At 58.0% G+C, this 24158-nt stretch carries 22 protein-coding genes; 2 read left to right on the forward strand and 20 right to left on the reverse strand.

Annotated elements, in window-relative coordinates:
• Positions 1-42 precede the first annotated feature (42 nt).
• Entirely contained in the window at positions 43-3993 is a 3951-nt protein-coding gene (purL, locus tag ACY8FN_RS16275) for a phosphoribosylformylglycinamidine synthase (protein ID WP_463100597.1), read from the reverse strand.
• 149 nt (positions 3994-4142) lie between these two features.
• Between purL and mltF the strand changes: the two genes are divergently transcribed.
• Positions 4143-5627, forward strand: coding sequence for a membrane-bound lytic murein transglycosylase MltF (mltF, locus tag ACY8FN_RS16280; RefSeq protein WP_463100598.1), 1485 nt, complete (start codon positions 4143-4145; stop codon positions 5625-5627).
• Between the two features lie 175 nt (positions 5628-5802).
• The gene (locus ACY8FN_RS16285) at positions 5803-5949 is read left to right on the forward strand and encodes a hypothetical protein (RefSeq protein WP_162850107.1); all 147 of its coding nucleotides are present in this window, start codon (positions 5803-5805) and stop codon (positions 5947-5949) included.
• A gap of 49 nt (positions 5950-5998) precedes the next feature.
• Here the strand turns inward: ACY8FN_RS16285 and ACY8FN_RS16290 are convergent, their stop codons facing one another.
• The 19 genes from ACY8FN_RS16290 to iscR all read right to left on the reverse strand — a co-directional run bounded on the left by ACY8FN_RS16290 (position 5999) and on the right by iscR (position 24147).
• Complete coding sequence (locus ACY8FN_RS16290) at positions 5999-6223, reverse strand: zinc ribbon domain-containing protein (protein ID WP_101316578.1); 225 nt, start codon at positions 6221-6223, stop codon at positions 5999-6001.
• A 124-nt stretch (positions 6224-6347) separates the two neighbouring features.
• On the reverse strand, positions 6348-7838 hold the full coding sequence (gene der / locus ACY8FN_RS16295; protein WP_068979372.1) for a ribosome biogenesis GTPase Der: 1491 nt from the start codon (positions 7836-7838) through the stop codon (positions 6348-6350).
• A gap of 74 nt (positions 7839-7912) precedes the next feature.
• On the reverse strand, positions 7913-9097 hold the full coding sequence (bamB, locus tag ACY8FN_RS16300) for an outer membrane protein assembly factor BamB (protein ID WP_101346940.1): 1185 nt from the start codon (positions 9095-9097) through the stop codon (positions 7913-7915).
• The gene (locus ACY8FN_RS16305; protein WP_042019025.1) at positions 9090-9740 is read right to left on the reverse strand and encodes a YfgM family protein; all 651 of its coding nucleotides are present in this window, start codon (positions 9738-9740) and stop codon (positions 9090-9092) included. The genes bamB and ACY8FN_RS16305 overlap by 8 nt, the downstream gene beginning before the upstream one ends.
• 3 nt (positions 9741-9743) lie before the next feature.
• Positions 9744-11021: a histidine--tRNA ligase gene (gene hisS / locus ACY8FN_RS16310; RefSeq protein ID WP_042019024.1), complete on the reverse strand. Its 1278-nt coding sequence runs from the start codon at positions 11019-11021 to the stop codon at positions 9744-9746.
• A 138-nt stretch (positions 11022-11159) separates the two neighbouring features.
• Entirely contained in the window at positions 11160-12290 is a 1131-nt protein-coding gene (ispG, locus tag ACY8FN_RS16315) for a flavodoxin-dependent (E)-4-hydroxy-3-methylbut-2-enyl-diphosphate synthase (protein ID WP_042019023.1), read from the reverse strand.
• Positions 12291-12300: 10 nt separating this feature from the next.
• The gene (gene rodZ / locus ACY8FN_RS16320; RefSeq protein WP_463100599.1) at positions 12301-13242 is read right to left on the reverse strand and encodes a cytoskeleton protein RodZ; all 942 of its coding nucleotides are present in this window, start codon (positions 13240-13242) and stop codon (positions 12301-12303) included.
• Positions 13232-14023 (reverse strand): PilW family type IVa pilus biogenesis/stability lipoprotein TapF, encoded by a 792-nt coding sequence (tapF, locus tag ACY8FN_RS16325; protein WP_098969695.1) that lies wholly within the window; start codon positions 14021-14023, stop codon positions 13232-13234. The genes rodZ and tapF overlap by 11 nt, the downstream gene beginning before the upstream one ends.
• Before the next feature lie 11 nt (positions 14024-14034).
• Complete coding sequence (gene rlmN, locus ACY8FN_RS16330; protein WP_042019018.1) at positions 14035-15138, reverse strand: dual-specificity RNA methyltransferase RlmN; 1104 nt, start codon at positions 15136-15138, stop codon at positions 14035-14037.
• A gap of 178 nt (positions 15139-15316) precedes the next feature.
• On the reverse strand, positions 15317-15745 hold the full coding sequence (ndk, locus tag ACY8FN_RS16335; RefSeq protein WP_042019017.1) for a nucleoside-diphosphate kinase: 429 nt from the start codon (positions 15743-15745) through the stop codon (positions 15317-15319).
• Between the two features lie 267 nt (positions 15746-16012).
• Positions 16013-17296 (reverse strand): aminopeptidase PepB, encoded by a 1284-nt coding sequence (gene pepB / locus ACY8FN_RS16340; protein ID WP_463100600.1) that lies wholly within the window; start codon positions 17294-17296, stop codon positions 16013-16015.
• Positions 17293-18597: an aminopeptidase PepB gene (gene pepB / locus ACY8FN_RS16345; RefSeq protein WP_463100601.1), complete on the reverse strand. Its 1305-nt coding sequence runs from the start codon at positions 18595-18597 to the stop codon at positions 17293-17295. Before pepB (ACY8FN_RS16345) ends, pepB (ACY8FN_RS16340) begins: the two co-directional genes overlap by 4 nt.
• A gap of 160 nt (positions 18598-18757) precedes the next feature.
• Complete coding sequence (gene fdx / locus ACY8FN_RS16350) at positions 18758-19096, reverse strand: ISC system 2Fe-2S type ferredoxin (RefSeq protein WP_042019013.1); 339 nt, start codon at positions 19094-19096, stop codon at positions 18758-18760.
• 1 nt (position 19097) lies between these two features.
• Complete coding sequence (gene hscA, locus ACY8FN_RS16355) at positions 19098-20945, reverse strand: Fe-S protein assembly chaperone HscA (RefSeq protein ID WP_463100602.1); 1848 nt, start codon at positions 20943-20945, stop codon at positions 19098-19100.
• A gap of 28 nt (positions 20946-20973) precedes the next feature.
• Positions 20974-21492, reverse strand: coding sequence for a co-chaperone HscB (gene hscB / locus ACY8FN_RS16360; protein ID WP_042019011.1), 519 nt, complete (start codon positions 21490-21492; stop codon positions 20974-20976).
• Positions 21493-21606: 114 nt separating this feature from the next.
• On the reverse strand, positions 21607-21930 hold the full coding sequence (gene iscA / locus ACY8FN_RS16365; protein WP_042019010.1) for an iron-sulfur cluster assembly protein IscA: 324 nt from the start codon (positions 21928-21930) through the stop codon (positions 21607-21609).
• 15 nt (positions 21931-21945) lie between these two features.
• On the reverse strand, positions 21946-22329 hold the full coding sequence (gene iscU / locus ACY8FN_RS16370; protein WP_040094674.1) for a Fe-S cluster assembly scaffold IscU: 384 nt from the start codon (positions 22327-22329) through the stop codon (positions 21946-21948).
• Positions 22330-22371: 42 nt separating this feature from the next.
• A complete protein-coding gene (locus ACY8FN_RS16375; protein WP_463100603.1) occupies positions 22372-23586 on the reverse strand; it encodes an IscS subfamily cysteine desulfurase in 1215 nt (404 codons plus the stop codon).
• 57 nt (positions 23587-23643) lie between these two features.
• Entirely contained in the window at positions 23644-24147 is a 504-nt protein-coding gene (iscR, locus tag ACY8FN_RS16380; RefSeq protein ID WP_101316595.1) for a Fe-S cluster assembly transcriptional regulator IscR, read from the reverse strand.
• Between the last annotated feature and the right edge of the window lie 11 nt (positions 24148-24158).

Raw genomic sequence — 24158 nt, forward strand, 5'->3', positions numbered from 1 at the left:
CAATTGGCCGGTTTCTGTTTTTACTCTCTTGCGTAATCCGTATTAACCCAAGCGGACCCGGGCGTTACGGAACATCCGCATCCAGGCACCATCCTCGCCCCAGTTGTCCGGGTGCCAGGAGTTGGCCACGGTGCGGAACACCCGCTCCGGGTGCGGCATCATGATGGTGGCGCGGCCATCGGTGGTGGTCACCGCAGTGATACCATCCGGCGAACCGTTCGGATTGGCCGGGTATTGCTCGGTCACGCTACCGCGGTTATCGACAAAGCGCAGCCCCACCAGACCACTGGCCTGCAGTGCACTCAGGTGAGCGGCATCGCGCACCTCGACGCGCCCTTCCCCGTGGGAGACGGCAATCGGCATCACGGAGCCTGCCATACCGGCGAAGAAGGCAGAGGGTGACTCCTGCACCTGCACCAGACTGAAGCGCGCCTCGAAACGCTCGGAGTGGTTACGCACAAAGCGCGGCCACAGATCGGCGCCCGGGATGAGATCCCGCAGGTTGGACATCATCTGGCAACCGTTGCACACCCCCAGAGAGAGGGTATCGCCACGCTCGAAGAAGCGCTGGAACTGCGCGCGGGCGTTATCGTTGAACAGGATGGACTTGGCCCAGCCTTCACCGGCGCCCAGCACGTCACCGTAAGAGAAGCCGCCACAGGCCACCAGGCTCTGGAACTCCTCCAGCTTGATGCGACCGGAGAGAATATCGCTCATATGGACGTCCACTGCCGCAAAACCGGCACGATCGAACGCCGCCGCCATCTCCACGTGGGAGTTGACCCCCTGCTCGCGCAGTACCGCCAGACGGGGGGATACCCCGCGGGCGATATAGGGCGCCGCCACGTCCTCAGACGGGTTGTAGCTGAGCTGGGCATGCAGACCCGGATCGGTGGCGTCCTGACGGGCGGCGTGCTCTTGATCCGCACACGCCGGGTTGTCACGCAGACGCTGCATCTGCCAGCTGGTTTCACCCCAAATGGTGCGCAGCGCGGTACGGCTGGCGCGATAGAGCTCCTGACCCGCACGCTGCAAGGTGATGAGATCCCCCTCGCGCACTGTGCCGAGCACATGGGAGCAGGCCGCCAGACCGTGACCGGCCAACAGGGTCATCACCGCCTCTTTATCTTCACGGCGTACCTGAATGACGGCACCCAGCTCCTCGTTGAACAGCGCCGGCAGCAGTTCGCCGCCGATGCGATCGAGCTGGATGTCGAGGCCGCAGTGACCGGCAAACGCCATCTCGGTCAGGGTGACGAACAGGCCACCATCGGAGCGGTCGTGATAGGCGATCAGTTTACCGTCTGCCACCAGCGCCTGAATGGCGTTGAAGAAGCCCTTGAGCTGCACCGGATTGTCGAGATCCGGCGCCTTGTCACCCAGCTGGCGATAGACCTGCGCCAGGGCGGAAGCACCGAGGCGCTGCTTGCCGTTGCCAAGGTCAATCAGGATAAGGTCTGTTTCACCCAGATCGGTACGCAGCTGTGGAGTCACTGTGTTGCGCACATCTTCCACCCGGGCAAAGGCGGTGATCAGCAGGGAGAGTGGCGAGGTGACGCTTTGCTCCTTGCCATCCTGCTGCCAGCGGGTCTTCATGGACATGGAGTCCTTACCGACCGGAATGGTGATACCAAGGGCCGGACAGAGCTGCTCGCCAACCGCCTTGACCGCCTCATAGAGACCGGCGTCTTCCCCCGGATGACCGGCAGCGGACATCCAGTTGGCAGAGAGCTTGACCCGCTTGAGCGATCCAATGTGGGCCGGTGCCAGGTTGGTCAGGGCCTCGGCTACCGCCATGCGGGCAGAGGCCGCATGAGAGAGCAGCGCCACCGGGGTGCGCTCGCCCATCGACATGGCTTCGCCGTGATAGCTATCGTAGGTAGCGGCGGTGACGGCGCAATCGGCCACCGGGATCTGCCAAGGGCCAACCATCTGGTCGCGGTTAACCAGACCGGTCACGCTGCGATCGCCGATGGTGATCAGGAAAGATTTCTCCGCCACGGTCGGCAGGCGCAGAACCCGCTCGGCTGCGTCACTCAAAGTGATGCCATCGAGCTGGAGCGCCTTGCCTTGGGCAGGCAGGGTTACCACGTCGCGGTGCATCTTGGGCGCCTTGCCCAGCAGCACGTCCAGCGGCAGGTCGATGGGCTGGTTGTCAAAATGTGCATCCGACAGCGTCAGATGTTTCTCTTCGGTGGCAGTGCCGATCACGGCATAAGGGGCGCGCTCGCGCTCGCACAGTGCCTTGAACAGGGGTAACTGCTCCTGCGCCACCGCCAGCACGTAACGCTCCTGGGATTCGTTGCACCAGATCTCCAGCGGGCTCATGCCCGGCTCGTCGCTCTGGATGGCGCGCAAATCAAAGCGGCCGCCACGCTCGCCATCGTTGACCAGCTCTGGCATGGCGTTGGAAAGACCGCCCGCACCTACGTCATGAATAAAGACGATAGGGTTCGCCTCCCCCATCTGCCAGCAGCGATCGATCACCTCCTGGCAACGGCGCTCCATCTCGGGGTTGTCGCGCTGTACCGAGGCAAAATCGAGATCTTCGGCCGACTGACCGGAGGCCATGCTTGATGCCGCACCGCCACCCAGACCGATATTCATCGCCGGACCGCCCAGCACGATCAGCGCAGCGCCCACCGGGATCTCCCCTTTCTGAACGTGTTCGCTGCGGATGTTGCCGATGCCGCCCGCCAGCATGATTGGCTTGTGGTAGCCACGCACCTCAACGCCGTTGTGACTCGGCACCTCCTCTTCGAAGGTACGGAAGTAACCAAGAATCGCCGGACGGCCGAACTCGTTGTTAAACGCGGCGCCACCGAGGGGACCTTCCTGCATGATGTCAAAGGCGCTGACGATGCGGCTCGGCTTGCCGAAATCCTGCTCCCAGGGCTGCTCGAAGCCGGGGATGCGCAGGTTGGAGACAGAGAAACCGACCAGACCCGCTTTGGGCTTGGCACCACGGCCGGTGGCACCCTCGTCGCGGATCTCGCCGCCGGAGCCGGTAGCGGCCCCCGGGAAGGGGGAGATGGCGGTCGGGTGGTTGTGGGTCTCCACCTTCATCAGGATGTCGACCCGCTCCTGGTGGTATTGATACTCACCATTGGCGGGGCTCGGGAAGAAACGGCCACCCTGACTGCCTTCCATCACGGCGGCGTTGTCTTTATAAGCAGAGAGGACATGATCTGGCGTCTGCTCAAAGGTGTTTTTGATCATCTTGAACAGCGACTTGGGCTGTTGCTCACCGTCGATGGTCCAGTCGGCATTGAAAATCTTGTGACGACAGTGCTCGGAGTTTGCCTGGGCAAACATGTAAAGCTCGATGTCGTTAGGGTTACGGTCAAGTTTGGTGAAGTTCTCCACCAGATAGTCGATTTCGTCATCGGCCAGCGCCAGACCCAACGCTACGTTGGCTTCGGCCAGCGCAGCGCGACCACCACCCAGTACATCGACCTGGGTGAAGGCGCGCGGCTCGTGGTGAGCAAACAGCGCGCTCGCCGCTTCCATCTCGGCAAACACCACTTCCATCATCCGATCATGGAGCTCTGCGGCAATGGCGCTGCGCTGGGCAGCACTCAGCTCACCCTGACCACCTTTGATAGTCAGGTAATAGGCAATGCCTCGCTCCAGCCGCTTGACCTTGGTCATGCCGCAGTTGTGGGCGATGTCGGTTGCTTTGGAAGACCAGGGGGAGATAGTGCCGGGACGGGGGGTAACAAGAAACAGCTGACCGCTGGGGGTATGTGCGGGGATAGTCGGGCCATGTTGTGCACCAGAGTGCAGGAGCTGGCCCAACCTCGCTCGCTCGGGGGGCGACAGGGGGCTCGTCAGCTCGGCAAAGTGCACATATTCGGCATAGACATCCTCTATCTCTAATCCACTCTCTTTTCCACTTTCCAGTTCACTTTTTGCCGCAATCTGCGCTAAGCGCTGCAGCAGTTTTTGGACACGAAAATCAGACAGCGCTGGGGCACCACGCAAGATATCCATATAACCTTTCTCACCTAGTTTTAAAGTGGGGGGGAATTGAGACGCGCGTATTATAGGGATCTGGCTCACAGCGGACAAACGTTTTTCTCATTTCATGCTGTGTGACTCGGCGCACACTCTCTGGTATAAAGGTGCCTCTTTTTTGACAAATGCCGATTTTTTCAACAAAGGTACTCACCTACTTGCGATGCATTTTTCGACTGTTTATCGGGTTGCTGTTGACGCTGACGCTAGTCGGCTGCGACTTCTATAGCCCCTCCAGCCAGCTGGAGCAGATCCGCCAGCGTGGCGAGATCCGGGTTGGCACCATCTATGGTCCCACCTCTTATTACCAGCGTGATGAGCTCGCCCAGGGGTTCGATTACGAGCTGGCGCAAAACTATGCCGACTGGTTGGGGGTGAAGCTCACCATCATCCCGGTCGATACCACTGACGAACTGGTCGCTCTGCTGAAAAAGGGCAAGCTCGATCTGGCGGCTGCCGCCATCATGGTCACCCCCGAGCGGCGCGAGCTGCTTCGCTTCGGCCCGGGCTTTTATCAAGTCTCCCCCAAGCTGGTCTATCGCAATGGCAAACCCAAGCCTGCCTCGTTGAACGATATCAAGGGCAAGCTGGTGGTGGCCGCCGGCTCCACCGGTGAAGATCTACTCAAAGAGATGAGCAAGGAAAATCCCGAACTGACGTGGGGCACCAGCCACAACGCCGATGTGGAGGAGCTGCTCAAGCAGGTGGTGGATGGCAAGATTGACTACACAGTGGTGCAGGATACCGTGCTGGCACGTACCCAGCGCTACTACCCCGAACTGACCGAGGGGCTGACCCTGGCCCAGAAGCAGACCGTCGCCTGGGCCATGAGCAAGCTGCCCGATGACAGCCTCTATGCCAGCGTCATCGACTTCTTCGGTCAGCGCTTCATGGATGGTGCCATCGCCAAGCTGGACGAGAAGTACTTCGGCCACGTGCAGAACTTCGACTTTGTCGATACCCGCACCTTCCTCAAGCGGGCCAAGAGCCTGCTGCCCAAGTACCAGTCGCTGTTCCAGACCCACGCCAAGAATATCGACTGGCGCCTGCTGGCCGCCATCAGCTATCAGGAGTCCCACTGGGACCCGCAGGCCCGCTCCTACACCGGCGTGCGCGGCATGATGATGCTGACCGAACCGACCGCCAAGGCCATGGGGGTCAATAACCGACTTCATCCGGAACAGAGCATCAAGGGGGGCTCCCTCTATCTGCAACAGATGATGGAGAAGGTGCCCGATTCGGTGCCCGATGACGAGAAAGTGTGGTTTGCGCTCACCGCCTACAACATAGGTTACGGCCACATGATGGATGCTCGCCGCCTGACCAAAGAGCTGGGCAAGAATCCCGATGCCTGGAGCGATGTAAAAGAGGTGCTGCCGCTGCTGCAACAAGCACGCTGGCATCGCAAGGTGCGTTATGGCTACGCCCGTGGCAGCGAGGCGCGCAACTATGTCAATAACGTGCGCCAGTACTACCAGAGCCTGCTGTGGCTCGATAACGAACAGCAGAAAGCCCATCAGCGTGAACGTCTCGACAACGACAGCGAGCCGGAAATTGCCGAGCGCCCCACCGTCATCGCCGAGGTGGTGCGCCAGATCACCATGAGCTAACCAGCCATTATTCGGCTATTTTCAGGCAAACTTCTCTGTTACCATCTGATTACATCGGAGCCTATCCGAAATCGCATTGTTTTCATCATCTTGATATTTTCAATAACAGCAATTTCTGATGGGCTCCATCAATGACCCATGGCCAGGATGGCCACCCGATTGGGAGGAGACCAAGATGCAAAAACGTAGAAAAATCAGTCTGGTCAGAAAAGCAAAGAGCGGCTGGAGCCCCAGACGTAAACTCAAGCTTAATGACATCAAGCGCAACCTGTGGCGCAGAAATCGTTCATATACCTTGCTTATTGCAGAACCAACAGCATAAACCCGGCATTAGCCGGGTTTTTTATCTTCATTGTCACCTGACTAACGTCTTACACCAGCGCAGCCTTGAACTGTACCGTCCGCTTGGATACCAGCGAGTTGCAGTGGTTGCAGAAGTAATCCACCGCTCCGCATGCCTGGAGACGCTCCAGCGCCTGCTGGCAGGTGGGGCAGCTGGCTGTGACGCGAACATGGGCCTGACACTGGCCACAAGTTTGCTCCTTGCTACGGGCATCCAGTTCAGCCTGGCATGATGGGCAAAGCAGGGCTTCCATTGTCGACTCCTCATAAAGTGAACCTGCGATGGGCTTGCCCATGGCGGGTTCCCCTCCCCGCCGGACCTAACGCCACTGCAGGGGGAATAACAAAGCGGCTGCCGGTGAGGGCAGCCGCCAGGGCTTATTTCTTCATCTTCAGCAGGCGTTTACGCTGCCGTTCCTGACTCAGGGTCATGGTATTTTTTCTGCCTTCAAACGGGTTGGCCGATTCCTGGAATTCAACCCGGATCGGAGTACCCATGATCTTGAGGGACTTGCGGAAGTAGTTGATCAGGTAACGCTTGTACGAATCGGGCAAGTCGTTCAGCTGGTTACCGTGGATCACGATACGCGGCGGGTTGTAACCACCGGCGTGAGCATATTTGAGCTTGACGCGGCGACCGTTAACCATCGGTGGCTGGTGATCTTCCTGCGCCATCTGCATGATGCGGGTCAACATGGCGGTACTGGTACGACGGGTCGCCGACTGGTACGCCTCCTGAATCGACTCAAACAGGTGGCCCACACCGCTGCCATGCAGGGCGGAGATGAAGTGGACGCGGGCAAAGTCGATAAAGCCCAAGCGACGTTCCAGCTCGTTCTTTACATCTTCTTTTACTTTCTGATCCAGGCCGTCCCACTTGTTGACTACCAACACCACCGAGCGGCCTGAGTGGAGCACGAAGCCAAGGATGCTGAGATCCTGATCGGTGATGGTCTCCTGGGCGTCGATCACCAGCAGGCAGACGTTGGCATCTTCGATGGCTTTCAAGGTCTTGATAACGGAGAACTTCTCCACCGTCTCGTGTACCTTGCCACGACGACGCACACCGGCGGTGTCGATAATGACGTACTTCTGCTCGTCACGCTCCATCGGGATATAGACGGAGTCACGGGTGGTGCCCGGCATGTCATAAACGATGACCCGATCTTCGCCGAGCATACGGTTGGTCAGGGTCGATTTACCGACGTTAGGGCGACCGACGATGGCAAACTTGATCGGCAAGTCGGCAAACGGGGTCTCTTTGGTATCTTCTCTGGTATCCAGATCACCGGCAGCTACCATGCGCAGCAGGGCTTCTTCGTCGAAGTCCTCCTCTTCTTCCTGCGCATCTTCATCGGTAGCGGCGTCGACCAGGGTTTCCAAGTGTGGAGCCAGCGCCAGCTCGAACAGGCTCAGCACACCACGACCGTGGGCAGCGGCGATTTGATAGACATCACCCAGCGCCAAGGCGTAAAACTCGGACACAGCGGAATCACCGTCGATGCCATCGGTTTTGTTAGCAACCAGGAACACCTTCTTGTGGGTCTTGCGCAGGTGTTCAGCGATGGCTTGATCCGCCGCAGTCATACCGGCACGGGCATCCACCATAAACAGCACCACATCGGCTTCTTCGATGGCCAGCAGGGATTGCTCGGCCATCTTCAGCTCGATCCCCTCTTCGGAGCCATCAATACCACCGGTATCGACCACGATAAATTCCAGCTCGCCCAACTTCGCCTGACCGTATTTACGGTCCCGGGTCAGACCGGGAAAATCGGCGACCAAGGCATCCCGAGTACGGGTCAAGCGGTTAAACAGGGTGGATTTCCCCACATTGGGGCGGCCCACCAGGGCTACTACAGGAGTCATAAAAGCCTCATTCTCAAGACGACAAAGGCTCCTGGCCAAAAAGCCAGGAGCCGGATATTCACATTAACGGACGATCAAGGACGCTTGAGGGCGTACAACTTGCCGTCACGGCTCTGTACATACAGGGTGTCACCATCCACCAGCGGGGCGGCATAGAGACCACTGCTATCGAGCTGCTGCATCGCCTTGATGGTACCGTCGGTACGATCCAGCCAATACAGGTATCCTTCCACATCACCCACCACCACATAGTCACCAAAGATGACAGGTGCAGTGACGGTACGATTCTCCAGCTTGGTATTAGACCACAACTCCAGGCCGTTGCGACGATCGACTGCAAACAGGTGGCTGCGGCTGTCGGTCAGCACGATGGCATTGCCGGTCATCGCCAGATCGCGATAGCCGGAATACTTGCGCTTCCACACCTCGTCACCGGTCATCAGCTTGCGTGCCATCAGCTGACCATTGTAGGCAATGGCATAGAGCTCATCGCCGGCGATCAGCGGGCTGGCATCGACGTCGACCATGCGGTCAAGCTCAGTGGCACCACGGGGATCCGCCACCTTGGATTGACGAACCGGCTGACCGTTGGCCAGCAGGGCAATGCCCACTTTGCCATCGGCACGACCGTAAATCACCGCACCATTGGTAATAACCGGGGCACCGGCACTGCGCAGGGTCAGCGGTGGCTGCTCTTCGGAGAGCGACCATTGCAGCTTGCCCTCATCGGTATCGAGCGCAATCAGGCGGCCAGAGGTGGTCAGCACCACCACCCGGCCATCTTCCACCGCCGGGCTGGCAACCACTTCACCGGGCACATTGGTCTGCCACAGCACCTCGCCGTTCTCTGCGTTCAGGGCATAGACAACGCCGTTTTCGGAGCCGAGGAACAGCTTGCCGTAACGGGAGACCAGGCCACCGGAAAGGCGAGCGCTGCGCTTGTCGGCATTGACCGGCAGATCCGCCAGATCAACGGTCCACAGGCGATCGCCACTGACACGATCGAAGGCGGTGACATCACCACCACGAGCCGCAGCATAGATACGCTCCTCTTCCACCACCGGCTTGAGCTGGGAGTAGAAGTTACCGATCCCGTCACCTACCGTCGCAGACCAGGCCGTATCAGCACTGAAGGCCGATTCAACCTGGGGCAATGGTGCCATCGGGTTGAGATCTTCTTCCGAACTGAACAGGGAGCATCCCTGCAGCGCAAAGGAGACCGCGGCCCCCAACGCTACCATCTTGAATAGATTACGCATCCGGTGCCTCACCCATTACCACGGCCGGCAAGGCCAGGTCGTCCATCTTCAGTTTGAGTTCCTGGCTGCTTTGCAGGCCGCCAGCATCTGCGGCTGCCTGATAAGCATCACGGGCTTCTTCGCTCTTGCCCTGCTTTTGCAGGATATCGCCACGCACTTCCGCGACTTGGGCTTTGAAGGCATCACTGGTAATAGTGCCAAGCTTGGCCAATGCCTCATCGGCCTTACCCTGATCATTCAGCACCCGGGCCAGGCGCAGAGCAGCGATGGGGCGAATGCTCTCGTCACCACTGGTGGCCACCAGAGTCAGCTGCTCGGCAGCCAGATCCAGCTTGCCCGCTTTGACGGCAGCCGCCGCCAGTTGCAGCGCGGCCAGCTCACCGTAGGAGTCACCCTTGTTGGCAGTGACAAACTGCTGTGCCTGCTCGAAACCGGCAGCATCCGCTTTGACCAGTTGTTCAATTGCCTGGTTGTAAGCTTGGGAGGAAGCTTCCATGGACTCTTGTTGATGCTGGTTGTAGTAGCGCCAGCCGAACAGGCCGACCAAGCCGATCACGGTCCCGGCGATCACCGATGTCCCGTTCTCTTTCCACCACTCCTTGATAACCTCAACCTGTTGTTCTTCGGTGGTATAAACTTCCACAGCTTACTCTCCTTTGGCTGCCAGCAGGGCGATGGCGGCGTCAACCTTGACGGTCTGTTGCTCAGCCTGACCACGCAGGTATTTGATAGTGATCTCCCCGTTTTGCACCTCGGTTTCACCAAGGATCAGGGCGATAGACGCGCCGCTCTTGTCGGCACGTTTGAGTTGTTTCTTGAAATTGCCGCCACCACAGTGGCTCATCAGGCGCAGGTCTGGCAGCGCATCACGCAACCGCTCGGCCAGTTGGAAGCCAGCCTGCTCGGTCCCCTCACCCACCATGGCCAGATAAACATCCACCGCCGGGCGGATATCGCCATTGAGCTCGAGGGTCTCCAGCATCAATACCAGACGCTCCATGCCCATGGCAAAGCCGACTGCCGGGGTCGCCTGGCCACCGAGCTGCTCAACCAGACCATCGTAGCGACCACCAGCACAGACGGTGCCCTGGGCACCCAGGCTGGTAGTGACCCACTCGAACACGGTCAGGTTGTAGTAGTCAAGGCCGCGCACCAGGCGTTCGTTCACTTCAAACGCGATACCGGCAGAGGTGAGCAGGCGCTTGAGCCCCTCGAAGTGAGCCAGACTCTCTTCGCCAAGGTGATCGAACAGACGGGGAGCATTAACCAAAATGGCCTGTACTTTTTGGTCTTTGGAATCGAGTACCCGCAGCGGGTTGCTGTACATACGGCGCTGGCTCTCTTCGTCCAGCTGATCCTTGTACTGCTCCAGATAGGCCACCAGTGCATCGCGATAGGCGGCACGTTCGGCGCTCTGACCGAGGGTGTTGAGCTGCAGGGTGACATTATCGCTGATGCCAAACAGGCGCCACAGGCGGTGGGTCAGCATGATCAGCTCGGCGTCAATATCCGGCCCGTTGATGCCAAACAGCTCGACACCGAATTGGTGGAACTGGCGATAACGGCCCTTCTGGGGACGCTCGTGGCGGAACATGGGGCCCATGTACCACATCCGGCGTTCCTGGTTATAAAGCAGGCCGTGCTCGATACCGGCGCGGACGCAGCTGGCAGTTCCTTCCGGACGCAGGCTCAGGCTGTCGCCGTTGCGGTCATCAAAGGAGTACATCTCTTTTTCGACCACGTCGGTCACTTCACCGATGGCGCGCTTGAACAGGTGGGTCTGCTCGACAATCGGCATGCGCACTTCGCTGTAGCCATAGCTGGCAACGACCTGGCGCAGGATCTGTTCAACCTTCTGCCATACCGGGCTCTGCTCCGGCAGGCAATCATTCATACCGCGAATAGCTTGGATCTGTTTTGCCACGTTGATACTCGAGAAAAAGAGGTAAAATTTGGCCGCATTATAGGGATTTTCACCCCCGAGGTAAAATCAGAGAATCCGTATGCGGGATGTAAAATCAGTCACCTGGAACGAGGGCCACCCAAGGTGGCCCCAATTTGTTCAATCCTTGCCCACCAGGATCTGGTTGGCGGGGTCCAGCATGGCGGCTCTGGCACGAATACGCCGTTCCAGGATCGGGATAAGATCCTTGTTATCGAGCCGATCGACCCGCAGGCCCCCTTCGTAGAAGGCGCTCTTGTTGGCCGCACCGGCCAATCCCAGATCGGACACCAAGGCTTCACCTGGACCATTGACCACACAGCCGATGATCGACACATCCATCGGGGTGATGATGTCTTCGAGCCGCTCTTCCAGCGCATTGACGGTAGCGATCACATCGAACTCCTGACGGGAGCAGGAGGGACAAGCAATGAAGTTGATGCCACGGGAGCGGATGCGCAGAGATTTGAGAATATCAAACCCGACTTTGATCTCTTCAACCGGGTCTGCGGCAAGGGAGATACGAATGGTATCGCCGATCCCATCTGCCAACAGCATGCCAAGACCGACCGCCGATTTCACCGCGCCGGCCCGAAAACCACCGGCCTCGGTGATCCCCAAATGGAGTGGCTGCTCAATCTGTCTGGCTAGCAAGCGATAGGCGCCCACCGCCAGGAACACATCGGAGGCTTTCACACTCACCTTGAAGTTCTGGAAATCAAGGCGATCCAGATACTCGACGTGGCGCATGGCGGATTCCACCAGTGCCTCGGGGGTCGGCTCGCCGTACTTCTCCTGGATATCTTTTTCCAGCGATCCGCCGTTGACGCCGATGCGGATCGGAATGTTCAGATCGCGAGCACAATCGACCACCGAACGTACCCGCTGCTCGTTGCCAATGTTACCCGGGTTGATACGCAGGCAATCGGCACCATACTCCGCCACTTTCAACGCAATGCGATAGTCAAAGTGGATATCGGCAACGATAGGGATACGGGTCTGTTGCTTGATGAATTTGAAGGCTTCCGCCGCTTCCATGGTCGGCACAGAGACACGGACAATATCGGCACCAACTCGCTCGATCCGCTGGATCTGCTCGACGGTTGCCGCCACATCGGTGGTCTTGGTGTTGGTCATGGTTTGCACCGTGATGGGGGCATCGCCCCCGACCGGTACATTACCAACCATGATCTGCCTGGATTTACGACGAATAATGGGAGATTCGTGAGCGGATTTTTCGTGAACAGACATGGGAAACAGGTTACTCCTGCGGCAATGAGAAGCGAGCAGTACGGCCGTTGTTATAACGACTCATATCAAACGAGGTGCCCTTGTAGTCAAGCTTGACCGCCATCGGCGCACCAATGGTGAACTTGAGGGGCTCGGCGCCTTCCAGCACCAACTCGTCATTGGCTTTCTTCAGACCGCTGAACAGTGTTTTGCCGTTGCCATCTTTCACATCCAGCCAGCAATCGGCGGTGAAGCTCATCTTGAGTTGTGGCGTCTTGGCTGGCTCACCTTGAGCCACCTCCGCTGTTGGTTCTGCCACTGCACTCGGCACAGAGGTATCAGCCACAGCACCATTCACCGGAGCCACAGAGACTCCAGCTTGAGTGCCAGTTGCCGCGGAGATAGGTGCAGCCACATCAGTGCCAACGGCAGCAGATGGCTCAGCCCCCTCAATAAGGACAGGGCTGATGATCTCGGGCTGCGTATCGGCTGCAGGCTCAGAAACGGTCGCGCTCATTTCTGTTGCTGCAAGGGCTTCGTCACCGGCAGAACGGCGGGCGGTACTCTGCCACCACCAGGCGACGGAGAGCGCAATCAACACCAGGATCACCAGCCAGGTCACCATCTTGAGCCGACTGTCATTGGCTTGCTGGCGGGAACGACGGGAGAAACTTTGCATGTCGATATTATCAGGTGGCGTCAGACCCAGCTTGTCGTAAGCGGCAAGAATAGTCTCATCCGGGATCCCGACCAGCTTGGCATAGGAGCGCAAATAGCCGCGGATAAACGTATGGGAGGTGTTCTTGTCGTAAGTATCCGATTCAATAGCAGCAATCAGGGTCAGACGAAGGTGAATGCGGGATGCAACCTGTTCTCGTGTCCAGCCAAGCTGTTCACGGGCGTTGCGCAGCAATTGGCCTGGGCCTGCTGCCTGGGAGTCGTCTTGAAAATCGTGTGGCTGTTCAGTAGTCATTGGATAAATAACGCTTGGCTTGTTGCGAAGTGGGATATTGCCTTACCAGCTCAGTCCCGAATTGGTGAATTAATGCCGGTTTGTCCATCGCCTGTGCCAGCCGCAATCTCAACCAGAGACTGTCCTCGTTCTCGTCTGACGCATCGGCAAAACGAGCGAGGTAGGACTGCACATCAGGCAGCTTGCCATCTTTCATGGAAAGCTCGGCCAAGTCCAGCAATAACCTTGGGTTGCGGGGATTATACCCCAAGGCCAAGCGATAGTACTCGCTTGCTTTATCATTTCTGCGATTTTGCTGGGCGCAAAACGCTGCATTTTCATAGGTATCGGAGATTTTCACGTAGCCAGGCTGCTGCACCGCCTGATTAAAGGCCTTATCCGCCTCCTCATAACGGCCACGATCACACAAAAAGGCACCATAGTTGTTCATTGCGTCAGCATTGGACGGATCCATGGCAAGGGCATTTTTGTAATGATTTTCAGCGGCAATGAAATCCCCTACGGTCTGATAGAAGTAGGCGAAACCAATCTGGATTTGAGAGTTGGAGGGGTCATACTGGAGGGCGCGGTCAAGATTAAACTTGGCCTGCTCGGCATTGCCCTGACGCAGGTACTGGATCCCCAGGTCGAGGCGCGTTTGGGCAGCCGCCTTAAGGTCGGGACCCACTTCACGCTGGGTAGAATTCTGGCCAGCGTAAGTGGTCTCGGTCACACAGCCGGGCAGCGCGCATAGCGCTGCCACTACGATCAATGTACGTGTATCCATTCCCTTTCTATACAATGGCTTAGCATTTAAACCATTTTGACGGAAATCCCATCCTGTTGCATCCGATTTTTGATAGTTCGCTTGGTACGGTCAATGACGTCCCCCACCAGCTGACCACAGGCGGCGTCGATGTCGTCACCACGGGTCTTGCGAACGATCACGGTGTAACCGTACTCCATCAGCACCTTGGAGAAGCGATCGATACGGCTGTTGCTCGGCTTGCCATAAGGATTGCCCGGGAAGGGATTGAACGGGATCAGGTTGATCTTGCTCGGCGTATCCTTGAGCACTTTGGCCAGCTCGTGGGCATGCTGCATGTCGTCATTGATATGATCGAGCAGCACATATTCGACTGTGACCCGGCCACCATTGGCATTGGACTTTTCGAGGTAACGACGCACGCCAGCGAGGAAATCCTCAATGTTGTACTTGTCGTTGATCGGCATGATCTCGGAGCGCAACTTGTCGTTCGGCGCATGCAGGGAGATAGCCAATGCCACGTCGATCTGGTCGCCCAGCATGTCCAGTGCCGGTACCACCCCTGAGGTCGAGATAGTCACACGACGCTTGGAGATACCATAACCGTAATCATCCATCATCAGACGCATGGCAGGCACCACGTTGGCGAGGTTGAGCAGCGGCTCGCCCATCCCCATCATCACCACGTTGGTGATGGGACGCTTGCCCCCGACTACGCGGGCGGCACGCCACACCTGACCGATGATCTCGGACACTTTCAGGTTACGGTTAAAGCCTTGCTGGGCCGTGGAGCAGAACTTGCACGCCAGCGCACAGCCGACCTGGGAAGAAACACACAGGGTGGCCCGATCGCCTTCGGGAATATAGACCGTCTCGACTTCCTGATCACCCACCTGCAAGGCCCACTTGATGGTGCCGTCAGAGGAGCGCTGTTCCCGGCTGATCTCGGGCGCTTTGATCTCCGCCATCGCCTTGAGGCGATCCTTGAGCACCTTGTTGACGTTGGTCATCTGATCGAAATCATCACAACCGAAGTGATAGATCCACTTCATTATCTGATCTGCCCGGAATGGCTTCTCGCCCAGTTCGACGAAGAAGGCACGCATGGCATCCCGATCAAGATCCAGCAGGTTGATTTTTGTTTCGCTCATCAATGGCCTCAGTTCAAACACTTCATCAATTATTGGCTGACGATGTCAGGGGGCGGCATTGTACAAATAATGGGGCTGGCTTTCCACCTGGAGAATAGAGGGATATTGCGCAAAAAGAAGTGACGCCTGCAAAACAACAAAGGGAGCCGAGGCTCCCTTGTGTCTATCAAGACATACCTCAGGCGCGGGTGTGAAGCTCTTCTTCATTAAAGAAGTAAGCAATTTCACGCTGGGCAGAGGCAAAGCTGTCGGCACCGTGCACCGCGTTGCGATCGATGCTCTCGCCGTAGCAGGCGCGAAGAGTACCGGCCAGCGCTTGTTCGGGATTGGTCAGCCCCATCAGGTCGCGATAACGCTGTACGGCATTTTCCCCTTCCAACACCTGCACCATCACGGGGCCAGAGGTCATGAAGGTCACCAGCGCATCATAGAAAGGACGACCTTGATGCTCGGCGTAGAAGCCGGCGGCCTGGTCGCTGGTCAGACGCAGCATTTTGGCGGCAACGATGGTCAGGCCAGCGCTTTCCATGCGGTGGTAGATCTCACCGATCAGGTTCTTGCTGACAGCATCCGGTTTGACGATAGAGAAGGTACGTTCAATGGCCATTGGCATCTTTCCTTAATTACAGGGTCTTATTGTTAGTATCCATGTTCGCTGGCGATTATACGTAAACAAAAAGCGGATAAACACACAAAAAAGCAACTTTTTATTAAACATAACCTCCTTGCAATCAACATCAACACTCATCTTCGCCGAGCTGTGCGGGAAAATATGTGCGCTTGCGCACGATAGTCCTTTTAAGCTGCCAAAAAGACATCTTTTGCTCACTATTCGAACAGCATGAAAAAGGCACCCGAAGGTGCCTTGTCTCGCTTATTTGGCTTCCGCCAGCAGGGCGCGCGCTATGGTGCGCATCCCCAGGGTATTGGCCCCCGGTGCCCAGAGGGCATCGCCGTTATCGCTAAAGCAGGCGGCCAGATCGATATGCAGCCAGCCCATCCCTTCGTTGGCAACGAAACGGGAGAGGAAACCCGCCGCGTTGGAGGCGCCACCCGGCCCGCCACCCTTCACCGGACGGCTGTTGGCCGTGTCGGCGTAATGGGAGGGGCACTGCTGACGGTGCCAGGGCTCCAGTGGCAGCGGCCAGGCTGGCTCCTGCTCTGCATCGGCATAGGTCATGGCCCGGCTCACCAGCCCCTTGTCGAGGCCAAACAGGGCATTGTAGCGACCACCCAGCGCCATCACAGCGGCGCCAGTCAAGGTGGCGGCGTCGATGATCAGCGGCGCGCCGCTGTCACTGGCCAGTTGCAGGCCATCAGCCAGCACCAACCGCCCCTCGGCGTCGGTATTCACAATCTCTACCGTGGTGCCGTTCTTGTAAGTGAGGATATCCCCCAGTTTGTAGGCATGGCCGGAGACCAGATTCTCGGCGCAGCAGAGGATCAACTTCACCCGCTTGTCGAGGCCACGCAGCATGGCCAGCGCCAGCGCACCGGTTACGATGGCTGCGCCCCCCATGTCACACTTCATGGTGAGCATCCCCTCGGAGCTCTTCATGGAGTAGCCGCCAGAGTCAAAGGTGATCCCCTTGCCCACCAGGGCTGCCGCCACCGGCGCTCTGGGATCGCGCGCCGGGTTAAAATCAAGCTCAAGTAACACCGGCTCGCGCTCACTGCCACGCCCTACCTGATAGAGGCCGACCCAGCCTGCCTGTTGCAGCGCTTCACCTTTCAAAATACGGTGACTCACCCTGTCTGGCGCCAGCTCGGTAATAAAGGAGGCCGCTTCGACCGCAAGCTCCAGCGGCCCCAATTGCTCAGGTGTGGCATTGGTCATCTCGCGCACCCAGCGCCCGCACAGCCAACGCGCTTCCAGCTCTTCTCTGTCCTCTTCCGACGACATGGCCCATTGCAGTTGCACCTCCACCTTGGGGGTTTGCAACCCTTGGGCAAAGGCCCACTGCTGCTCGCGATCCCAATGCCCTGCCAGCGCCACTTTCTGGATCCCCTGCTGGCAGAGGCGGCGCGCGCCCTGCTGGATATCGAGCAGTGGGGAAGCGGTGATCAGGTGGATCACCACACCGTCGGCACGGTATGAGAGCAAGGCCCCGTCACCCCATTCCGCCGGGGCAAAATCACGACTTAACCAGACATTCATGCAGTTACCTCCTGTAACCAGCGCGCGATAGTACGCACGCCGTGGCCTTTGGCACCGGTAGCCCAAAGCTCGTTGCCCGACTTCTGATACGCCGCCGCCAGATCCAGGTGTACCCACCCCTTTCCTTCATTGGGCACAAAACGGGACAGGAAGGCGGCCGCAGTGGTGGCGCCGGCCGTGCCTTCGGCGGAAGCCACGTTGCCCAGTTCGGCAAAGGCCGAGGTGAGCTGGCTGGCATGCCAGGGTTCCAGCGGCAGCGCCCACGCCTGCTCATTTTCGGCCTTGGCTGCGGCCAGCGCGCGCTGCTGTTCGGTCTCGTCGAGGGCAAACACGGCGTTGTAGTCGCGGCCCAACGCCATCTTGGCAGCGCCGGTCAGGGTCGCGGCATCCAGGATGTAGGTCGCGCCACTGTCGGAGGCGGCCATCAGACCATCGGCCAGCACCAAGCGGCCTTCCGCATCGGTATTCTGGATTTCAACCGAGATACCGTTTTTGTAGGTAAGGATGTCGCCCAGTTTGAAGGCATGGCCGGAGACCAGGTTCTCGGCGCAACAGAGAATGAGCTTCACCCGCTGGTTCAGGCCACGGCTGATGGCCAGCGCCAGCGCGCCGGTAACCATGGCTGCACCGCCCATGTCGGACTTCATCGGCAGCATGTTGTCAGAGGACTTCATGGAGTAGCCACCGGAGTCGAAGGTGATGCCCTTGCCCACCAGTGCAGCGACCACTGGCGCATGGCGATCCCCGGTCGGGTTGTAATCCAGCTCCAGCAACACCGGCTCGCGCTCGCTGCCACGACCGACCGACCAGATCCCGATGTGGCCCGATTCGCGCAACGCTTCGCCGGCAGTGATACGGGCGGTCACCAGATCCCCTGCCAGACCGCGAATGAGCAGCAGAGCCGATTCCGCCAGACTCATGGGGTAGATCTCTTCCGGGCAGCCATTGGTGATGTCACGAGCCCAGCAGCTCGCCTTGATCAAGGCATCCAGCTCGCAGCTATCTGCCTCACTCTGCTGGCCAACGTCCAGTTCACGCACTCCTTTAGCGGCATAAAAACCCTGGGCGAAGGCAAAGCGGCGTTCCAGATCCCAACCCTCACCGACCAGCTTGACCCGCTTGATCCCGGTGGACTCAAAGCGGCGGGCCGCACGCTGGATGGCGCGCAGTGCATCTTTTTCCTGACTAACCGACCCCAGATGGATGTCAGCTCTGTCACCATTAAAACTGAGTAGCGCACCCTCGCCCCAATGGGCGGCGGCAGCCTGGGTAGATAACGCTACGTTCATCATGTTAGCCATCGTGTTTGCTTCCTTTTTTACTGGCACGATTTATAAGCACTCTTCATAGGCAAAGAGGGAATAACGAATACAAAAAAGGCCGCGCCCTTTAAGGGGCACGGCCTTCACCATATCACTGAAGCACCACGGGATGCTGCACGTGCAATGCACTCATGGGTAATTAATGGCGTTCAGATGCAAGGTTCAGGGTGTACTTGGGCAGTTCTACCACCAGATCCTCGTCCTCCAGCCTGGCTTGGCAACTCAACCGTGATTCCGGTTCCAGTCCCCACGCCTTGTCCAGCATGTCGTCTTCCAGCTCGTCGCTTGGCTCGAGAGAGTCAAATCCCTCCCGCACCACGCAATGGCAGGTGGTGCAAGCACAGGACTTCTCGCAGGCATGTTCAATCTCGATCCCATTACGCAGCGCCACGTCGAGAATGGTCTCACCACGTTGCCCCTCAAGGGCGACACCATCCGGACAGAGTACAGGATGAGGAAGAATGATCAGTTTTGGCATATTACACCTTGTTGACGTTTTGTCCGGTCAGCACCTTGCGGATGGACGCATCCATCCGGCGGGCTGCAAATTCACCACTGACAGCATCGGCCGCCTCAATGGCATCTTTGATTTGATTGGTGGTGCCCGTGCTGCGCATGATCAGCAGGTGGGCGATGGCAGCCTCAATGTCGGCGCGCTCGGCGGCACTTAGCAGTGACTCACCATCGGCGGCCAAGGCGACGTTGAGGCTCAGGGCAACCCGATCAGCTTCTACCTGCTGCTCTGCCAGCATGCGGGCATCCATATCCTGTTGGGCATTCTCGATGGAAGCGCTCAACATGGTAAGAATGTCCTGCTCCGCCAGACCGTAAGATGGCTTGACCTGGATCTCGGCCTGCACGCCGGAGGATTTCTCCATGGCACTGACCGACAGCAAACCATCCGCATCCACCTGGAAGGTGACACGAATATGGGCCGCGCCCGCCACCATGGGTGGAATACCGGTCAGGGTAAAGCGGGCCAGTGAGCGGCAATCAGCGACCAGCTCGCGCTCTCCCTGCACCACATGGATAGCCATGGCGGTCTGACCATCCTTGAAAGTGGTGAACTCCTGGGCGCGGGCTACCGGAATGGTGGTGTTGCGCGGGATCACCTTCTCGGCGAGGCCACCCATGGTCTCCAGACCCAGTGACAGCGGGATCACATCCAGCAGCAGCATTTCGGCATCGGGCTTGTTGCCCACCAGAATATCAGCCTGGATGGCAGCACCGATGGCAACCACCTTGTCCGGATCAATACTGGTCAGCGGCGTACGCTGGAAGAAATCCCCTACCAGTTCTCGCACCAAGGGCACCCGGGTGGAGCCACCAACCATCACCACTTCCAGCACTTCCACCTGCTCAAGATCCGCATCGCGCAGGGCGCGGCGGCAAGCCAGCAGGGTTCGCTTCACCAGCGGTGTGATGAGTTGTTCAAACAGGCTGCGGGTCACAGTGCCCTGCCAGCCGGCGAAGGTGCACGCCACCTGCTCGGCATCGGTCAGACCGTGTTTGAGCTGTGCCGCCACATCCAGCAGTTCGCGCTGGGTACGGGCATCCAGTTCGCCGGTCAGACCGGCTTGTGCTTTGATCCAGTCAGCCAGCAGGTGATCGAAGTCATCGCCGCCGAGGGCCGAGTCGCCCCCGGTGGCCATCACTTCAAACACACCACGATGCAAACGAAGAATCGAAATGTCGAAGGTGCCACCGCCCAGATCGTAAACCGCAATCACCCCTTCCTGACCGGAGTCGAGGCCATAGGCGATGGCGGCCGCGGTCGGTTCGTTCAGCAGCCGCAACACGTGCAGACCGGCCAGACGGGCAGCATCTTTGGTGCCCTGACGCTGGGCATCATCGAAATAAGCAGGGACGGTAATGACCACGCCGTCGAGTTCACCACCCAGCGAGGCGGAGCCACGCTCGGCCAGTGTTTTCAAAATTTCGGCCGATACCTGTACCGGATTGACCAAGCCCTGGCAGGTTTGCAGCTGGGGCATACCGTTCTCGGCGGCAACAAACAGGTAGGGTTGCTGACGGGTGTCAATATCGGCCAGCGCCTTACCCATCATCCGTTTGACCGAGACGATGGTGTTGTGCGGATCAAGGGCCGCTTCGCGCTTGGCATCAATACCCACTCGAATAGCATCCGGCTGATAATGCACCACCGACGGGAGAAGATCGCGCCCTTGCTCATCGCAAAGGGTGTCGGCGTGACCGCTGCGAACCGCAGCAACGAGAGAGTTGGTGGTGCCGAGATCGATGCCGACGGCACGTTTGTGCTGATGAGGTACAGCGCTCTGGCCGGGCTCGGCTATTTGCAGTAATGCCATGGGTAATCAAACTTCCAGCGTTAAAGGATCAAGACTCGAGGAGCGAGTCTTCGAATCGTTCCAGCTCTTCGAGGAGCTTGTCGACAAACTTGAGTTTGCGGACGCAGTCAGCCGCTCCCAAATCTTCGCCTGCGGCGAGATAGGCGGTCAACTGCTGCATCAGCAGCTGATGATCATGCCTGATTTCAGAGCGAAAATCCTTGATGGCACGCTCAGGGTCAGCGTCGTCTTTCAAATCAGCCAGACGTTCACGCCACTCCAGTTGCTGCATCAGAAATGCGGTATCTTGCAGTGTTTGCTGCTCACCACGAATATCCGTACCGCGTAAGGAGAGCAGATATTCCGCACGGCGCAGCGGGGCTTTGAGGGTGGTGAACGCCTCGTTGATTTGAGCTGCATGCTGCACTGATGCCAGCTGCTCCCGCTCGGGGGCAGTAGCAAAACGATCGGGATGGAAGCGGGTTTGCAGTTGTCGGTAGGTATCCGCTAACTGCCGGGTGTCTAGTTCGAAGCCTTCAACCAGCCCAAACAGCTCGAAATGGTTCATACAAACCTCTTGGCAACGGTCGTCATAACCACTCTCGATATAGCGGCAGAAATAGTACGGTTGAACTGGCGGTCAGATGCCAGTTCAACCGTCACGTCATTCAGGTCACCCCTGTCAGACATTAAAGCTCTCGCCGCAACCACATTCGCCTTTGGCGTTGGGATTATTAAACTGGAAGCCCTCATTGAGGCCCTCCTTGACGAAATCCAGTTGAGTTCCGTCCAGGTGGATCAGACTCTTGGCATCGACAATAATTTTCACACCCTGCTGCTCGAATACCTGATCTTCCTCGGCCAGCTCATCAACAAACTCGAGCACATAAGCCAAGCCAGAGCAGCCAGTGGTCTTGACGCCGAGGCGCAGGCCAATGCCCTTGCCCCGGTTAGTCAGAAAAGAAGACACCCGTGCCGCTGCGGCATCTGTCATGGTAATAGCCATACTGCTCTCCGGCGCTTAGAGACCTTTCTTCTGCTTGTAATCGGCGATAGCAGCCTTGATGGCATCCTCAGCCAGAATCGAGCAGTGGATCTTTACCGGTGGCAGTGCCAGCTCTTCGGCGATATCGGTGTTCTTGATGCCAGCCGCTTCGTCCAGGGTCTTGCCCTTGACCCATTCGGTCACCAGCGAGCTGGAGGCAATGGCGGAGCCACAGCCGTAAGTCTTGAACTTGGCATCTTCGATGATGCCCTCGTCGCTGATCTTCAGTTGCAGCTTCATCACGTCGCCACAGGCAGGAGCGCCGACCATGCCGGTTGCGATGCTGGGATCATTCTTGTCAAAACCACCGACGTTGCGGGGATTTTCATAGTGGTCGATTACTTTTTCACTGTAAGCCATATCTCACTCCTGCTAATTCCGTTGTTCACTGACCCTGTTGGATCAGTGATGAGCCCACTCGACCGTGTTCAGATCGACGCCATCTTTATACATCTCCCACAGTGGAGACATCTCGCGCAGACGGCCAATGGAGTCACGAATAAGCTTGACTGCGTAATCAATCTCTTCTTCGGTGGTAAAGCGACCCATGCTGAAACGAATGGAACTGTGTGCCAGCTCGTCATTAAGACCCAGCGCACGCAACACATAGGAAGGTTCCAGGCTGGCAGAGGTACAGGCTGAACCGGAAGAAACCGCCAGATCCTTCAACGCCATGATCAGGGATTCCCCTTCCACATAGGCAAAGCTGACATTGAGGTTACCCGGCACACGCTGCTCCAGATCACCGTTGATATAGACAGCTTCAATATCCTTGATGCCATCCCACAGACGCTGACGCAGTGCCATGATGTGCGGCGCTTCGCTGGCCATCTCTTCCTTGGCAATACGGAATGCTTCGCCCATGCCGACGATCTGATGAGTTGGCAACGTGCCAGAACGCATGCCACGCTCGTGACCACCGCCATGCATCTGGGCTTCCAGACGAACCCGGGGCTTGCGACGGACATACAGGGCACCGATCCCCTTTGGACCATATACCTTGTGCGCAGAGACGGAGAGCAGATCGACTTTCAGTGCCTCGACGTCTACCGGGATTTTGCCCACGCTCTGGACTGCGTCCACGTGCAGCAAGATCTTGCGAGAGCGACAAAGCTCACCGATGGCAGCGATGCCTTGCACCACGCCAATCTCGTTGTTGACATGCATGATGCTCACCAGAATGGTGTCATCACGCAAAGCAGCGTTGATTTGTTCGATGGTAAACAGACCATTTGGCATCGGATCGAGGTAGGTCACCTCGTACCCTTCACGCTCCAGCTGGCGGCAAGTATCAAGCACTGCCTTATGTTCGGTCTTGGAGGTGATGATGTGCTTGCCTTTGCCGGCGTAAAAATGTGCAACGCCCTTGATGGCCAGGTTGTTGGATTCAGTAGCACCTGAGGTAAAGACGATTTCGCGCGGGTCTGCACCGATCAGCTCTGCCACTTGATTACGGGCCAGATCAACCGCTTCTTCGGCTTGCCAGCCAAAGCGGTGGGAACGGGAAGCCGGATTGCCGAACAGGCCATCCATGGTGAGACACTGCATCATTTTTTCTGCGACACGCGGGTCCACCGGACAGGTTGCCGAATAATCAAGGTAAATAGGCAGTTTCATGTATTTCTCCGTTACAGCCTTGTTCGCACATCGAACGACTGTGGAAAGCACGTTTGTTTATAGTTGGACTTTCAAGCTCACATTGCCGCGTTCTGCCCGTTCAACCAGGGACAACGCGGTTTTCATCTGTTCATCTTGCTTGCCGGCAATCCGGCGTACATCGGCCTGGCGAACCAGTTCTGCCAGGGTGATATCGCCGAGAAAACTGGAAATTCGCTCACTGAGATCACGCCACAAAGAGTGGGTCAGACACTGGGTGCCGCCATGGCAGCCCCCCTTACCGAGACACTTGGTGGCATCAACCGACTCATCTACAGCGGTGATCACCTGGCCAACAGATATCTCGTCGGGAGCCAATCCAAGGCGATAACCACCACCCGGACCACGTACGCTGCTCACCAGGCCATGCTTGCGCAGGCGGGCAAACAGCTGTTCGAGGTAGGACAAGGAGATGCCCTGACGCTCGGAAATATCGGCAAGGGGCACAGGCCCCTGCTCTGCATGCAGTGCCACGTCGAGCATGGCGGTTACAGCGTAACGTCCTTTAGAAGTCAGTCTCATGAGCCTTACCG

This window comes from Aeromonas sp. 160P (assembly GCF_055193095.1).

Excerpts from the sequence above, each read along its gene's own strand:
- rlmN (WP_042019018.1), bottom strand. The coding sequence starts at position 15,138 with ATGAGCGAAACAAAAATCAACCTGCTGGATCTTGATCGGGATGCCATG.
- ACY8FN_RS16285 (WP_162850107.1), top strand. The coding sequence starts at position 5,803 with ATGCAAAAACGTAGAAAAATCAGTCTGGTCAGAAAAGCAAAGAGCGGC.
- rodZ (WP_463100599.1), bottom strand. The coding sequence starts at position 13,242 with ATGACTACTGAACAGCCACACGATTTTCAAGACGACTCCCAGGCAGCA.
- bamB (WP_101346940.1), bottom strand. The coding sequence starts at position 9,097 with ATGCGTAATCTATTCAAGATGGTAGCGTTGGGGGCCGCGGTCTCCTTT.
- pepB (WP_463100601.1), bottom strand. The coding sequence starts at position 18,597 with ATGGCTAACATGATGAACGTAGCGTTATCTACCCAGGCTGCCGCCGCC.
- hscA (WP_463100602.1), bottom strand. The coding sequence starts at position 20,945 with ATGGCATTACTGCAAATAGCCGAGCCCGGCCAGAGCGCTGTACCTCAT.
- mltF (WP_463100598.1), top strand. The coding sequence starts at position 4,143 with ATGCCGATTTTTTCAACAAAGGTACTCACCTACTTGCGATGCATTTTT.
- purL (WP_463100597.1), bottom strand. The coding sequence starts at position 3,993 with ATGGATATCTTGCGTGGTGCCCCAGCGCTGTCTGATTTTCGTGTCCAA.
- ACY8FN_RS16375 (WP_463100603.1), bottom strand. The coding sequence starts at position 23,586 with ATGAAACTGCCTATTTACCTTGATTATTCGGCAACCTGTCCGGTGGAC.
- ACY8FN_RS16290 (WP_101316578.1), bottom strand. The coding sequence starts at position 6,223 with ATGGAAGCCCTGCTTTGCCCATCATGCCAGGCTGAACTGGATGCCCGT.
- iscA (WP_042019010.1), bottom strand. The coding sequence starts at position 21,930 with ATGGCTATTACCATGACAGATGCCGCAGCGGCACGGGTGTCTTCTTTT.
- iscR (WP_101316595.1), bottom strand. The coding sequence starts at position 24,147 with ATGAGACTGACTTCTAAAGGACGTTACGCTGTAACCGCCATGCTCGAC.
- fdx (WP_042019013.1), bottom strand. The coding sequence starts at position 19,096 with ATGCCAAAACTGATCATTCTTCCTCATCCTGTACTCTGTCCGGATGGT.
- ispG (WP_042019023.1), bottom strand. The coding sequence starts at position 12,290 with ATGTCTGTTCACGAAAAATCCGCTCACGAATCTCCCATTATTCGTCGT.
- ndk (WP_042019017.1), bottom strand. The coding sequence starts at position 15,745 with ATGGCCATTGAACGTACCTTCTCTATCGTCAAACCGGATGCTGTCAGC.
- pepB (WP_463100600.1), bottom strand. The coding sequence starts at position 17,296 with ATGAATGTCTGGTTAAGTCGTGATTTTGCCCCGGCGGAATGGGGTGAC.
- hscB (WP_042019011.1), bottom strand. The coding sequence starts at position 21,492 with ATGAACCATTTCGAGCTGTTTGGGCTGGTTGAAGGCTTCGAACTAGAC.
- der (WP_068979372.1), bottom strand. The coding sequence starts at position 7,838 with ATGACTCCTGTAGTAGCCCTGGTGGGCCGCCCCAATGTGGGGAAATCC.
- iscU (WP_040094674.1), bottom strand. The coding sequence starts at position 22,329 with ATGGCTTACAGTGAAAAAGTAATCGACCACTATGAAAATCCCCGCAAC.